Source organism: Pseudoduganella lutea (assembly GCF_004209755.1).
GTDB lineage: Bacteria > Pseudomonadota > Gammaproteobacteria > Burkholderiales > Burkholderiaceae_D > Rugamonas > Rugamonas lutea.
Genome location: NZ_CP035913.1, coordinates 2,531,421 through 2,545,311 on the forward strand (window position 1 = coordinate 2,531,421; position 13,891 = coordinate 2,545,311).

The window sequence follows — 13,891 nt, forward strand, 5'->3', positions numbered from 1 at the left end:
AGACGAAAGTATCACCCATCAAATCCTTTTGATTCCAGGAGCGTGGCGATCCTGATAAGCTCTCCCAAGATTATTATGCTTACTCTTGTGCTTATTTATCGAACCAGCTTGCATCACAACCATGACGAACGACGAACTAATTAGTAAAATTAATATATTTACACGATTTCAGAACGATTGTGCAGACCTTTTCACCGAGATCGCTGAATCTTTGAAAGGCGACAATACCCGGCTAGCAAGAGTTTGTGCCGATCAGTTCAACTTCATGGCAGAAAGATCCAATACTCTTATTGAATTAATAAAAATCAATGCAATTTGGGATGCACAGATTCTAGCGCGTCCGATCATCGAATCATGTATTAAAGTATGCTTCATCTGCTATGCGCCAGGTGATCGAAGTTCTGACCTTTGCGCCGAATATGAAGAGACATTCTCGGTAATCAATACCTTAAAACAGCATGACAAGGCCAGCAAAACAATGGAATCCCTTGGCGAAGGTGTTTCGTGCTTGAATATATTTATACTTTCTTCCGACCAACTTCAAGAGCTAAAAGCAAAAGTTCCAAAAGAGGTTAGGAATGCAATCGAGTCAAAATGGGGCTTTACACGAATGGTGGCAGCGCTAGACAAGAGCTTCAAATCTCAATTTCAGATAAATCCGTGTGCTGGCCTCTTACATTCATATGCCTTGTCCAGCCACCTGATCCATGCAGACGAAATGGGATTGGGCACCATGCGAGCAAGATCAAAGCTTGAAGGTGAGCGCCATTCACTTGTTACCGATTCGCATATTTTGGCATTGTTGGATACCGTAGCGGGGGCAGCAATGGTTTCGGCAGTCGCACTAAGCTTCGCCTCCGAAAATGACAGCCATAGGGAAAGAGCAATTGAATTAACAACATTATTAAAACGTGTGCATCAAGGAACTTATTAGCTTACGCTTGCATTCGTATGATAATTACAACCTGATGAGGTGGAAAACTGAACGGGGCGAAATTAGCAAGACTAGAGCTCAGCCCCTCCAATTTTAGTTCCACTGCAGAGGGCTTAAGGAACCGCTGATTTATTCATGGCGACGATCTTAGCCATGAGAAACGCGCCCAGCTGCGCCAAAAATATCCCGCCACACCTTGGCATGACGGATATTTGCATCTTGCTGGACACGGTTTTCAAGATTAACATCATCCGCCATCAGCGCTTTCCTAAACGTGACGATTAGCAGCCCAATGTGAAATAAAAAAACCCGGCTCCAAATTGGAAGCCGGGCTCGTCAACGCCAACCGGAACCCACCAGATTCCGATCTCATCCTTACTTACACGTTGAACAGGAAGTTCAACACATCCCCATCCTTCACCACATATTCCTTGCCTTCAGCGCGCATCTTGCCCGCTTCCTTGGCACCCGCTTCACCCTTGAACGCGATGAAGTCATCAAAGGCAATGGTCTGCGCGCGAATGAAGCCGCGCTCGAAGTCGGTGTGGATCACGCCAGCAGCTTGTGGCGCCGTATCGCCCACGTGGATCGTCCACGCGCGCACTTCTTTGACGCCAGCGGTGAAGTAGGTCTGCAGGCCCAGCAGCTTGAAGCCGGCGCGGATCAGGCGATCCAGGCCCGGCTCGTCCATGCCCATGTCGGCCAGGAACTCGGTCTTGTCGGCGTCTTCCAGGTCGGCGATTTCCGCTTCGATGGCGGCGCAGATCGCCACGATGGGCGCGTTCTGCTCGGCCGCGTAGGCGGTCAGCTGGTCCAGCAGCGGGTTGTCCTTGAAACCGGTATCGGATACGTTGGCTACGTACATCGCCGGCTTGGCCGTGATCAGGCACAGCGGCTTGATGATGTCCATTTCGTCGGCCGACAGACCCAGCGCGCGAACAGGTTTTGCGTCGTTCAGCGCCGGCAGCACTTTTTCCAGCAGCGCGACGAGCTTCGCGGCATCCTTGTCGCCGGAACGGGCTTTCTTGTTTTCGCGGTGGATGGCTTTTTCCACGGTGCCCATGTCGGCCAGCGCCAGCTCGGTCTGGATCACTGCGATATCGTCCAGCGGGCTGACCTTGCCGGCCACGTGGATCACGTTTTCATCTTCGAAGCAGCGCACCACGTTGACGATGGCGTCCGTTTCGCGGATGTGGGCCAGGAACTGGTTGCCCAGGCCTTCGCCCTGCGACGCACCGGCCACCAGGCCGGCGATGTCGACGAATTCAACGATCGCGTTGACGATGCGCTCGGGCTTGACGATCGCGGCCAGCTGGTTCAGGCGCGGATCCGGCACCTCGACCACGCCCACGTTCGGCTCGATCGTGCAGAACGGGTAGTTTTCGGCGGGGATGCCGGCCTTGGTCAGCGCATTGAAGAGGGTGGACTTGCCGACGTTGGGCAGGCCGACGATGCCGCATTTCAGACTCATGAAAAACCTTCGATGATCAATATGTTAAGCAGGCGCGAAAAGCGGGTGCAGCCTGGAAATGCGGCTATTGTACCCTCTTCAAAGGCCGTGGACGCCAGCTTGGGCCGCCCCCAGCCCGCTGCAAGAGCACTCATGCCATAGCTGCTTTCTTCGCGCCCAAAGTTATTCTTGTCAGCAAGCCTCGACCGCACGCGGCGACCACGACGCGGTGAGTCCGGTGTGTTATTGCATTCATTGAATGCAAAAGCACGTGCATACGTCGAGCCCCCGTGCTTGGCACCCGTTGGCACGTCGCCGGATATCAGCTTGACGTGATATCACGCGAAGATGATACTTAACGTCCCCTGGCACGCGGAGTGCAACAGGCAGGACCGCAAAAGGAAAGAAATAGGAGGCTCCCATGGGACGAAACCTAGACGAAGTCCTGAACAAACTGCCAGCCGCTCGGCGGGCGAGAATTACTGCCCTTTCCGAAGAAAAAGTCGAAGATATGCTCGCCCACGCGGCAAATCTCACCGACTTTCGCAAAGCGGTCGGCAAGACCCAGGCGCAGGTTGCAAAGGGCTTGGGTATCAACCAGAACGCGGTATCGCAACTTGAAAAACGCTCCGACACGTATGTCTCGACGTTGCGTCGATATTTGAAATCCCTGGACTTGACGCTTGAACTGTCGGTTGTCGACAAGAATGGCGTTCGTACCGAGCTGCCGCACTTCCTTCAGTGGCCAGACAGCGATGAGGAAGCAAGCTCGGCAACTGTGAAGAGGCCTGTCAGGCGCCCCTCCACGAAAGCGGCTACCACCACGAAAACCGTTGCCAAGGCAAGTCCGGCGAAGAAGGCTGTTGTCGCAAAAAAATCACCAGCGGTCCCCGCAAAGAAACAAACGGCTGCGCGTCCAAAAGGCCTGCCCTCCTGAACAGCCAGCCTCAGGACCGACAGGCGCCAGGCTGCCAGCGGTCCCGTCAAGCTGCATGCGCCGGGACATTGCGTTCCGCTTTTTCCATCCGTATCGCAGCAGCCCGAGGCCGGTAGCTGCCCATGCCCAGCCGCACCTGCGGCGCCGGCTGCACGGCGCCACTAGCGCCCAGCTGCCACGTGGTCGGCAATTGCAGGTCGCCGGAGACACGCGCCCACGCGCAGACGAGGTCCGGTGCCAGCTCAGCCTGGCCGAACGCGAACGGACGGGCGGCCATCGTGGCGGGCACCGTCAGCGGCACGATCGTGTCGCCGTCGAACAGCGCGGCAAACGCGTCGAGCGGCAGCGCCAGGCCGCTGCCCTCGGCTTTCAGCACGGCTTCCTTCAGAGTCCAGAAGCGCAGGAACAGGCGGTCGTAGCCGCTGCGCGGGCTGGCCAGCAGCTGGATCTGTTCCGCGCGGTGGAACAGCCGCTGCGCAACCAGCGGATCGGCGCGGCCGGGTTGTACCGGTTCGATGTCCACGCCGGCCGCCGCGCCGGCGCCCGTCAGCAGCACGGCGCTGCCGCGGCAGTGCGACAGGTTGAAGGTCAGGTCCGGCCGGCCGCACAGTGCCGGCTTGCCCCAGCGGTTCGTCTCGAACGCCAGGTGCTCCGGCGGCGTGTCGGCCAGTTCGGCCAGCACGCGGCGGAGCAGGAAGCGGCTGGCCAGGAAGTCGGCGCGGTCGCCGTCGAACACGAACCTCCGCGCCCTCTCCCGCTCGGCCACGGTGAGCCAACCTTCCGCGATCGGCAGCGCCGTCGCCACGTCGGCCGTGCGCACCCACACGAGCAGCGGCGCGTCCTCAGGCAAATGCAAGTTCTTCATGGATCGCCTCCCCCAGCGCCTTCAGGACGGCATCGCGACTGTCGTGGATGAAGAAATGGGCGCCGTCGAAATGGCGCATCGCGAAGCCGGCATCGGTGTGTCTGGCCCAGCCGGTCATCTGGCTGGCCGGCACGGCATCGTCGGCGCGGCCGGCCAGTGCGGTGATCGGCACCGGCAGCGGGCGGGCTTCGTGGTGGCGATAGGTTTCATGCATGCGGAAGTCGGCGCGCAGCATCGGCAGCAGCACGTCCATCGTTTCACGGTGGCGCAGCACGGCATCCGGCGTGCCGCCGTATTCTCGCAGTGCATCGATGAATTCATCGTCAGGCAGCGCGTGCAGGTCGCGCTTCGGGTTCGGCAGGTGCGGCGCCCGGAAGGCCGACACGAACAGCCGGCGCGGCGGGTTGATGCCGCGCGCGATGAGTGCACGCGCCAGCTCGAACGCGATCAGCGCGCCCATGCTGTGGCCGAACAGGAAATACGGCTTGTCGGCCAGTGCGGCCACGGCCGGCACCAGGCCATCGACCATCGCGGTCATCGACTGCACCGGCGGTTCCAGCATGCGTCGCTCGCGGCCGGGCAGCAGCGCGGCATGCAGTTCAATGTCCTCCAGTCCACCCAGCCACGGCCGGTACAGCGTGGAACCGCCGCCCGAGCTGGGCAGGCACAGCAGGCGCGCGCCGGCGTGCGGGGCGGGGCGGGAAAAATGGGTAAACCAGGGATTCACGATGTTCTCCTCAGGCTGCGCGGCGCAGCGGTTCAAAAACGCCGACCCGCTCGGTCGGCATGAAAGACGGTGTATCGAGGCGCAGCACGGCCGTGTTGACGATGAAGTCGTGCTCGAAGCGGGTGATGCCGCGCGCGTTCGTCGTGGCCGGCAGCAGCCGCGCGATCAGCGGCTTGCGCCACTTCTGAGCGATGGTGGAAATGGCCCGCACCAGCGTGGCCAGCCGGGCCGGATCGCTGTCGGCGGACACGGGGATCATGTCCAGCCCGCAGCCGCACACGGTGGACAGCAGCAGCAGGTCCTTCACGCCCACGTCGCCGGCGGCCGTGGCCTCGGCCAGCCGAGTGTCCTCCAGCACGGACAGCATCGTGCCGTTGAAGCCCACCATCGGCAGGCTGGGCAGCGCGTGCTGCAGCATGTCGTTGACGGCATACAGCGCGAACATGAAATCGAGCTGGCCGATGCGGCTGCCGTTCATGCTTTCGACGACGGCCACGGCGCTGGTTTCATCACCAGGGAACGGTGCCAGCGACAGGTCGTAGCCCAGGAAGCGCACGCCCTGCTCCCGCGCCAGCCGCATCAGCACGGGCAGCGTTTGCGCCACGCGGCTGGTGAGCTCCTGGCGGCAGGCATCGAGCCGGTCGGCGAAGTTGTCGTGCCGGCCGCACGCCGCCAGGAATGGCCCGGCCAGTTCCAGCGCCACCGAGAAGCCCGGTGCGCCGTCGTGCCAGGCGGCCGGGAAATAGGGCGTGGCCGGCTTGATCCACGCCAGCGCGGCAAAGCGGAAATTGTCCTGCTGGCGCGCCACCGTGGTGCCCAGCCGTGCCATCGTTTCAGCGGCGGCGGCCACGGCCTCGTTGTGCAGGCCCTGTTCGCCGGCCACGCGCATGTTCGTGAACACGTGGCGCGTTTCGCCCACGATCGCATCGATCAGGTCCACGCGCCGGCCCACGCTGTCGTGCGTGTCGCAGGCCGGGCCGGGCAGGCAGCACCAGATACTCTCGCCCAGCGCCTGCTCGAGCTCCACGGCGACACGGCCGGCGGTGGCTGGGTCGCCACCCGGCAGCCATTGCTCGACGGGCGGCGCCACGTAGCGGAAGCAGCGGGCCGCCAGGCCGGCCTCGTCGAGCAGGCGGGCCGCATGGGCAAAGAACCGGCGCGCGGTGGCGGCGGTCTCGCCGGGGGCGGCGCCGTCCAGCGGGCAGCCGAAAGTGATGGTACGCAGGGTAGGCATGACTACTGCTCCTTCGCGGCGCGCAGGCTGCGCGGCCGCATGTCGGTCCACAATTGCTCGATGCGTTCGAGGCAGGTCTCGCGGTCGGCCGCGTCGCCGATGGTCGTCCAGCCTGCGGGAACCGGGCGGTAGGCGGGCCAGACCGAGTACTGGTCTTCTTCGTTACGAACTACATTGTAGGCAGTCGAATTCATGATTTTCTCCAGGATGTGTAATCGTTTGTGGGATTTGTTCAACCGAAGATGCCGCGCTTTTTCAGCGTCATGGCCACGCCTTCGGTTGCGAAGATGTCGCCGACATAGCGCTGCCATGCCTCGGTCTCGATGCGCGGTTCGCGCAAGCCATGGCCAGCCAGCCGGCGCACGGTTTTTGCCTGCTTCACCTTCAGGCGCTTTTCTTCCGGCGCCGCGGCGTCGGTGTCCCACCAGAACAGGTAGGGGGAGAATGGCAGCGGCTCCACCGCGCTGCGTTCCTTGACGGCGTCCACCCAGTCGCGGATGGGCATGCGCTGCAGGCCCGCGCCGGCGCAGTCGACGAAATCGGGCAGCAGCCGGCTCCAGTCGCGCTTCTCGTCGCCGACCAGGTGGTGCACGCCGGTGCTCGTGTAGTCGGCGGCCAGCGCCGTAATGGCGCGCGCCACGTGGTCGACCGGAACGAACTGCTCGACGAATGGCCGGTCGGGCCATGCGCCCACTTTCAGGCAGGTGCGCACGAACAGCGCCACGAAATCGTCCATCCGCCCTGTCCCGCTGCGGCTGTCCAGGACCACGCGGCCCAGCCGCATGATCTGGACCGGGATGCCGGCCCGTGCGGCGCGGCGCACCATCAGTTCGGACACCCACTTGCTGGCGTTGTAGCCTTCGCGAACGCTCTGGCCGATCTCCTCGACCCGCACGTCCTCGTCGAAGGTGCCGCCATTCTCGCCCTGCAGCACGCCGGCGGTCGATACCAGCACGAAGCCCTTGCGCTTGGCCGTGGCGGCCAGCTCCAGCAGGCCCCGCGTCGGCTCCACGTTATCCCTGCGCAGCGCCTGGTAAGGCAGCACGTGGTTCAGGCGCGACGCGTTGTGCACCACCAGGTCCACGTCGTGCGCCAGCGTGGCGTAATGGTCGTCGTCCAGGCCCAGTTTCGGGTCGGCCAGGTCACCCGTCAGCACGCGGATACGGGCGGCATAACCCTCCTTCCACAAACCGTATTGATCGAGGTTGTCGCGCAGGCGGCGCAGGCCGGCGGCCGGATGCGCCGCGCGCACGTGGCAGTGCAGCGTCACGCGCGGCCAGCGGTCCAGCATCTCGGCCGCCACGTAGGCGCCCACGAAGCCCGTGGCGCCCGTCAGCAGCACGTGTTCCAGGCTCGATGCCAGCGGCGGCAGCGGTTCCGGCAGCACGAGCGCGGATTCGGCCTCGCCATCAAGGTGGCTTTCCGCCGCATCCATGGCGCGGGCCGTGTCGGCATGCTCGATGCGGAACGCCATCGCCCGCACGGTCGGCTCGCTGAAGAATTCAGGCAGCGTGACCGTGTGGCCGAGCGAGGCACGCACTCGCGCCAGCAACTGGGTGGCCGTCAGCGAATTGCCGCCCAGCGCGAAGAAATCGGCCGTTACGCTGACCCGCTCCAGGCCCAGCATCTCGCCCCAGACCAAGGCGATCGACTGTTCGAGCGCCGTTTCCGGCGCCACGTAGTCGCCGGCGCCGAGCGCATCGGCATCCGGCAACGGCAGCGCACGGCGGTCGACCTTGCCGTTCGCGGTGACCGGGAAACGGTCCAGCAACACGTAGGCGCCCGGCACCATGAAGGCGGGCAAGCGCTGCGCCAGGTAGTCGCGCAGCAGGCTGGGTGTCACGGAAGAATCGGCATCGGCAAGGGTCACGTAGGCAACCAGCCGCTTGTCGGCACTGTCGCCCAGCGCCAGCACGAGCGCGCCGCCGACACCCGGGCAGGTCGCCAGTTGCGCCTCGATCTCGGCCGGCTCGATCCGGTAGCCGCGGATCTTCACCTGGTCATCCATCCGGCCGAGGAATTCCAGCGTGCCATCGGCCTTCCAGCGCACCTTGTCGCCGGTGCGGTACAGCCGCGCACCCGCGCTGGCACCCTCGCCCCCGAAGGGATCGGCCACGAAGCGCTCGGCGCTCTGCTGCGGCGCGTTCAGGTAGCCGCGCGCCACGCCGGCGCCGCCGATATACAGCTCGCCCGGCACATTGCACGGCACCGGTTCCATCGCATCGTCCAGCACATAGGTGTCGGTATGCGCAATCGGCCGGCCGATCGGCACGGTGCCAGCCAGCGCGGCGGCCATGCTCACGTTCCCGGCGGTGGCGAAGGTCGTGCACTCGGTCGGGCCGTACACGTGGATCAGTTGTCCCCCGCTCCCCGCCTGCATGGCTTCGATTGCCCGCGCGGCATGGGGCGACGACATCGCCTCGCCGCCCGTCAGCAACTGGCGCACGCCGGCCAGCGCTTCCGGGTGCTGGTCCACCAGCTGGTTGAACAGCGCGGCCGTCACGAACGCGGTGTCGATCCGCTCTCCGGCGATCAGCCCGGCCAGCTGGTCCAGGCCCACCACGCCGGCGGGCGCCTGCACGAGCCGAGCACCGTTCAGCAGGCTGCCCCAGATCTCGAATGTGGAGGCATCGAAGCCCACCGGGGCATATTGCAGGTACGTGCGGTCCGCGGAAAAGTCCGCATAGTCGGCTTCGCGCACCAGCCGCACGATGCTGCGGTGCTCGATCATCACGCCTTTCGGCTTGCCGGTGGTGCCGGACGTGTACATCACGTAGGCCAGCGCCCGCGGATCGTGCGGCACGTCCGGATTGGCATCGCGCTGCGCCGCGACTTGCGGCGCGTCGACATCCAGCACGGCACCGTCGAATGCGGGCAGCAGCGCGGCGCCGTCGGCGTTCGTCAGCACGGCCACGGCGCCCGCGTTCGCGAGCATGTAGGCGGTGCGTTCGCGCGGGTACTCGGTATCGAGCGGCAGGTAGGCGCAGCCGGCCTTCAGCACGGCCAGCAGCGCAACGATCAGTTGCGGACTGCGTGGCAGTGCCACGCCCACGATACCGCCCGGTGCCACGCCTGCCCCGAGCAGGTGATGGGCCAGCCGGTTGGCGCGGCGGTTCAGTTCATCGTAGTCCAGTTGCAGCTCGCCCTGCACCAGCGCGACATTCCCTGGCGCCAGCAGCGCCTGTTGGGCGAACAGGCCATGCACGGAGGTTTCCGGCAACGCGGGCTTGACGCCCCGCGCCAGCGCCAGCATCTTTTCACGCGTGGCGCCGTCGACCACGGCCAGGTTGCGCAGCGGCGTGGCCGGCGCCTCGGCCACCTGTCGCGCGAGCAGCGCGAACGAGTCGGCCAGCCGTGCCACCGTTTCGGGCAGGAACAGGTCGCGTGCATATTCCCAGTGCGCACGCAGGCCGCCATCGGCGCTTTCATACAGCACCAGTTGCAGGTCGAAGCGGGAAATCCATTCGGTGGTGTCGATCAGCGACGTGTCCTCGTAGGCGCGCTGCAGCGCGAAACCGACCTGGAAGAACGGCAGCGTATTGGCGCTGCGCGGCGGGTTCAGCTCGTCCACCAGCAACTCGAACGGCAGCTCGGCATGGTCGTAAGCGGCGCGCGCGGTGCGGCGCACGTCGTCCAGCAGGCCGGCAAAGGTCTGCCCGCCCTCCATGCGGGCGCGCAGCACCAGCGTGTTGACGAAGAAGCCGATCACGCCTTCGGTTTCCTCCAGGTTGCGGTTGGCGATCGGGCTGCCCACGTTGAAGTCAGTCTGGCCGCTCCAGCGGTGAAGCAGCACGTCGTACAGCGCCAGCCACGTCATGAACGCCGTGCTGCCGCTGTTGGCAACACCGCGCAGGGCTGCGCAGATATCCGCGGGAATGTGCGAAACATGCAGGCCACCGGACGACGACCGCGCGGCGGGCCGCGGGAAGTCATACGGCAACGTGATCTGCGGCTGGCTGCCGTCGAGTTCCGCGCGCCAGTAATCGACGAGCCGGGCGCGCTTGTCGCCGGCCAGGTCGGCACGCTGCCACAGCGCATAGTCCGCATACTGGATCGGCAACGGCGCCGTCTGCGGCGCACCGCCGGCGGCGAACGCGGCGTACGCGGACGACAGTTCGCGCATCATCACGTCCATCGACCAGCCATCGGTGGCGATATGGTGCAGCGACACGAGCAGGATGGCCCGGTCGTCGCCCTGCACCAGCCGGTAACGGGCCACCGGGCCGGCACGCAGGTCGAACGGCTGCGCCGCCTCGGCGGTGGCGATGGCCGACAGGCGCCCGGCCGCGTCCGGCGCGCCCCGCAGGTCGTCATAGCCGAGCGCCACGGGCGCCGGTGCCAGCACCTCCTGCCACGGCGTGCCATCCGCCTCGGGATAGCGGGTGCGCAGCGATTCATGGCGGGCGTGCAGCCAGTCCAGCGCCCCTTGCAGCGCCACGCGGTCGACGGTGCCGGCCAGCGGCAGCGCGTTCGGCACGTGGTAGGCCATGCTGGCCGGTTCGTACTGGTGCAGGAACCACAGCCGCGATTGCGAGAACGACAGCGGCAGGCGCTCCGGCCGCTGGCCGGCGGTGATAGCCGGCTGCCGCGCCGCGGCCTGGGCCTTCGCACCATCCGCGCCATCCGCCCCTGCTTCGCGCAAGGCGGCGGCCTGCCCCGCGATGGTCGGCTGCTCGAACAGCACGGACAGCGGAATGCGCACGCCGAACGTTTTCTGCAGCCGCGCATACGCCTGCGTGATCGACAGCGAATGGCCACCCAGGTCGAAGAAATTATCGGTAACACCGAAATCGTCCGTACCCAGCACGGCGGCCCAGATGCCGGCCAGCCTTGCCTCGATGTCGTCGCGCGGCGCGATTTTCACCGTGTCCGCATTGCTCATGTCCGGGGCCGGCAGCGCACCGCGATCGAGCTTGCCGTTCGCGTTCAGCGGCAGCGCGGCCAGCGGCATGTAGCACGCCGGCACCATGTACTCGGGCAGCCGGGCAGCCAGCCAGGCGCGGCATGCTTCCTGGAGCGCGGGCGTCCACGCGGCGCCGCCCTCCGGCACCACGTAGGCGATCAGGCGCTGGCCATCCGGTGTCACGGCGGCGACGGCGTCGAGCACGGCCGGGTGGCCGCGCAGTTCATGGCCGATCGCATCCAGCTCGATGCGGTAGCCGCGCAGCTTCACCTGGAAGTCGACGCGGCCGTGCACGACCAGCGTGCCGTCGGCGCGGTAGTACCCCAGGTCGCCCGTCAGGTACAGCCGCGCACCTTTCCTGTCCGGATCGGGCAGGAATTTCTGTGCGCTCATCTGCGCGTTGTTCAGGTAGCCGGCGCCCACCGAACCGCCGGCGATCGCCACCTCCCCCGTCACGCCGACCGGCAGGCGGTTGCCGAAACGGTCCAGCACGTGCACGGCCAGGCCGGGCAGCACGCAGCCCACGGTGACGGGCGCTTCCAGGTCCACGAACTCGTCGCGGCCGAAGCGGTGCGTGGTGCACAGGTCCGTGCATTCGGTCGGGCCATAGGTGTTGACCAGCGCCGTCTTGCAAGCCGGCGACAGCAGCCAGGGTGCCAGCCGGCGCTTGTCCACCGGCTCGCCGCCGACGAACAGCAGCCGTAACGATGCCAGCGCATCATGACGGCCGGCATCCGCTTCCACCATGGCGTAGGCCATGCTCGGCGTGCAGTTGATCCAGCCGATGCCATGCCCGGCCACCTGCTCGCGCGCATGCAGCGGGTCGAAGTGGCGCGTGGGCGCCAGGTGCAGGATGCCGCCCGTCGTCAGCGCGCCCCACACGCATTTCTGCGCCAGGTCGAACGTGATCTTGTTGACGAGCAGGCAGCGCTCGCCCGGGGCGAACGTGAACTCATCGTTCCACCAGCCGATGAAGCGCGTGAAACTGTCGTGGAATACGCCGGCAGCCTTCGGCTTGCCCGTGGAGCCGGACGTGTGGATCACGTACAGGATGCGCGCCGGGTCGGCGGCCGGCCAATCCTTCAATGGCACATCGTTCTCGTCATCACCGCCCAGCAGGACCAATACGCCGGCGATGTCGAACAGCGCGGCATGGGCGCCGTCCGTCACCACGTGGCGGATGTGCAGGTCGGTCACCATCTGCGCCAGCCGCGCCGCCGGCAGGCGCACATCGAGCGGCGCATACGCACAGCCGAGTCGCGTGATCGCCACCAGCGCGGCGATCATCGGCACGCCGGGCTCGAAGGCAAAAGCCACCGTGTCGCCCGCGCGTACGCCGGCGGCCAGCAGGCGGGCGCCAAGCCGCCGCGCCTGGAGGTCGAGTTGCGCGTAGGTGGCGTCTCCCTCATCCGACACGATGGCCGGCGCGTCGGGCCGCTCGGCCACCTGGCGCGCAAACAGTTCGCCCAGGTCCGATGACGCGTTCACGGCGGGGCGGTGGTTCCAGGCGTCCTGCAATGCCATGTCGTCGTCCGGGGCGATGGTCAGCATGCCGACCGGCAGGTCCACGTCCGCCACCATCCGCGACAGCAGCGCGCGGTAATGGGCCAGCAGCCCTGCCACCGCACTACCGTCGAACTGGCGCGCGTCGTACAGCGCCTTGGTGCGCATGCGGCCGACCGGGTCGATGACCAGGGCCAGCGGAAAATTCGTGTGCTGCCACACGCTGACGTCCGGCAGGCTGAAGCCTTCCGTATAGGGGAACGATTCGATGGCCACCATGGAGTCGAACAACGCCCGGCCACGCGGCACCTCGCTCCAGCCGGCGATCTCCGTCAGCGACGCATGTTCGTGTTCGCGCTGCGCCACCAGCGCGGCGCCCAGCCGGGTGGCGAAGCCGCGCACCGTTTCGGCAGGATCGATGCGCACGCGCACGGGTACCGTGTTGATGAACAGGCCCACCATCGCATCCGCGCCGGCCAGTTCGGGCGGCCGGCCGGCGACGGTGGCACCGAATACCACATCGTCCTCGCCGCTGTACAGGGCCAGCAGGTGCGCCCAGGCGGCTTGCAGCAGCGTGCCGGGGGTGACGCGCAAGGCACGGGCCGTCTCGCGCAAGCGGTTGCCCAGGGCCTCGCCCAGTTCCCCCGTCGCCGTGGCACCGGCGTCGGCGCCGCTGTCCGGTGCCGGGCGCTTGACCAGGCCAAGCGGCGTGGGCGCGTGGAAGCCTTCCATCTGCCCGCGCCAGTAATCTTGCGCGGCGACCTTGTCGCGGCCGCGCAGCCAGCCCAGGTAATCGCCCCAGCCCGGCACCGGGCGCGGCTGCCATGCCGCGCCATCGGTGAGCGCGGCGTAGGCGGACAGCAGTGAACCCAGCACCACGAAGGCCGACCAGCCATCGAGCAGCACGTGGTGGTAGGTCCAGAACACCACGCTGCGGTCCTCGCGATGCAGCAGCGCCTGGCGCAGCAGCGGTGGCCGGCGCAGGTCGAAACCGCGTGCCGCTTCATCGCGGCGCAGGGCATCCAGGCGCGCGGCGAAGGCCGTGTCGTCGTCGTCCGTGGCATCGATCTCGACCACGTCGATCGCCGCCAGCTTCGTCACCACCAGCAGCGGGTGCTCGAGACCTTCCCAGGCGATGGCGGCGCGCAGTACCGGGCAGGCGCCCAGCACCATGTTCCACGCCGCCTGCCAGCGCGCGCCATCGATCCGCCCGGCCGCCGGGCAGGCGAACTGCTCGACGTAGACACCGCTGCCCGGCGCCTCCAGCGTGTGGAACAGCATGCCCTGCTGGAGTGGCGTGAGCCGGTGTACTTCCTGTATGTCCTGCTTGTTCATGGT

At 65.9% G+C, this 13,891-nt stretch carries 8 protein-coding genes; 2 read left to right on the plus strand and 6 right to left on the minus strand.

The annotated features are described in order from the left end of the window. Positions 1–121: 121 nt before the first annotated feature. Positions 122–934, plus strand: a complete 813-nt coding sequence (locus EWM63_RS10635) for a DUF5677 domain-containing protein (protein WP_130186491.1) — start codon at positions 122–124, stop codon at positions 932–934. 379 nt (positions 935–1,313) lie between these two features. Here EWM63_RS10635 and ychF read toward each other — a convergent pair whose 3' ends face one another. Then, complete coding sequence (gene ychF / locus EWM63_RS10640) at positions 1,314–2,405, minus strand: redox-regulated ATPase YchF (protein ID WP_130186492.1); 1,092 nt, start codon at positions 2,403–2,405, stop codon at positions 1,314–1,316. A gap of 400 nt (positions 2,406–2,805) precedes the next feature. Here ychF and EWM63_RS10645 point away from each other — a divergent pair, with 400 nt between their 5' ends. After that, positions 2,806–3,321, plus strand: coding sequence for a helix-turn-helix domain-containing protein (locus tag EWM63_RS10645; RefSeq protein WP_130186493.1), 516 nt, complete (start codon positions 2,806–2,808; stop codon positions 3,319–3,321). 46 nt (positions 3,322–3,367) lie between these two features. Here the strand turns inward: EWM63_RS10645 and EWM63_RS10650 are convergent, their stop codons facing one another. From EWM63_RS10650 to EWM63_RS10670, 5 genes are read right to left on the minus strand one after another with little or no spacing between them, the layout of a single operon-like run. Next, positions 3,368–4,186 carry a 4'-phosphopantetheinyl transferase family protein gene (locus tag EWM63_RS10650; RefSeq protein WP_130186494.1) on the minus strand — a complete coding sequence of 273 codons (819 nt, stop codon included), beginning with the start codon at positions 4,184–4,186 and terminating at the stop codon, positions 3,368–3,370. Further along, positions 4,164–4,913 carry a thioesterase II family protein gene (locus tag EWM63_RS10655; protein ID WP_165390794.1) on the minus strand — a complete coding sequence of 250 codons (750 nt, stop codon included), beginning with the start codon at positions 4,911–4,913 and terminating at the stop codon, positions 4,164–4,166. The genes EWM63_RS10650 and EWM63_RS10655 overlap by 23 nt, the downstream gene beginning before the upstream one ends. Positions 4,914–4,923: 10 nt before the next feature. Further along, positions 4,924–6,147: a DUF711 family protein gene (locus EWM63_RS10660; RefSeq protein WP_130186496.1), complete on the minus strand. Its 1,224-nt coding sequence runs from the start codon at positions 6,145–6,147 to the stop codon at positions 4,924–4,926. Positions 6,148–6,149: 2 nt separating this feature from the next. After that, complete coding sequence (locus tag EWM63_RS10665) at positions 6,150–6,341, minus strand: MbtH family protein (RefSeq protein ID WP_130186497.1); 192 nt, start codon at positions 6,339–6,341, stop codon at positions 6,150–6,152. A gap of 38 nt (positions 6,342–6,379) precedes the next feature. Beyond that, the gene (locus tag EWM63_RS10670) at positions 6,380–13,888 is read right to left on the minus strand and encodes a non-ribosomal peptide synthetase (protein WP_165390795.1); all 7,509 of its coding nucleotides are present in this window, start codon (positions 13,886–13,888) and stop codon (positions 6,380–6,382) included. Positions 13,889–13,891: the final 3 nt, after the last annotated feature.

Coding starts and splice junctions, on each gene's coding strand:
- EWM63_RS10635 (WP_130186491.1), top strand. CDS start 122: ATGACGAACGACGAACTAATTAGTAAAATTAATATATTTACACGATTT.
- EWM63_RS10670 (WP_165390795.1), bottom strand. CDS start 13,888: ATGAACAAGCAGGACATACAGGAAGTACACCGGCTCACGCCACTCCAG.
- EWM63_RS10665 (WP_130186497.1), bottom strand. CDS start 6,341: ATGAATTCGACTGCCTACAATGTAGTTCGTAACGAAGAAGACCAGTAC.
- ychF (WP_130186492.1), bottom strand. CDS start 2,405: ATGAGTCTGAAATGCGGCATCGTCGGCCTGCCCAACGTCGGCAAGTCC.
- EWM63_RS10645 (WP_130186493.1), top strand. CDS start 2,806: ATGGGACGAAACCTAGACGAAGTCCTGAACAAACTGCCAGCCGCTCGG.
- EWM63_RS10650 (WP_130186494.1), bottom strand. CDS start 4,186: ATGAAGAACTTGCATTTGCCTGAGGACGCGCCGCTGCTCGTGTGGGTG.
- EWM63_RS10660 (WP_130186496.1), bottom strand. CDS start 6,147: ATGCCTACCCTGCGTACCATCACTTTCGGCTGCCCGCTGGACGGCGCC.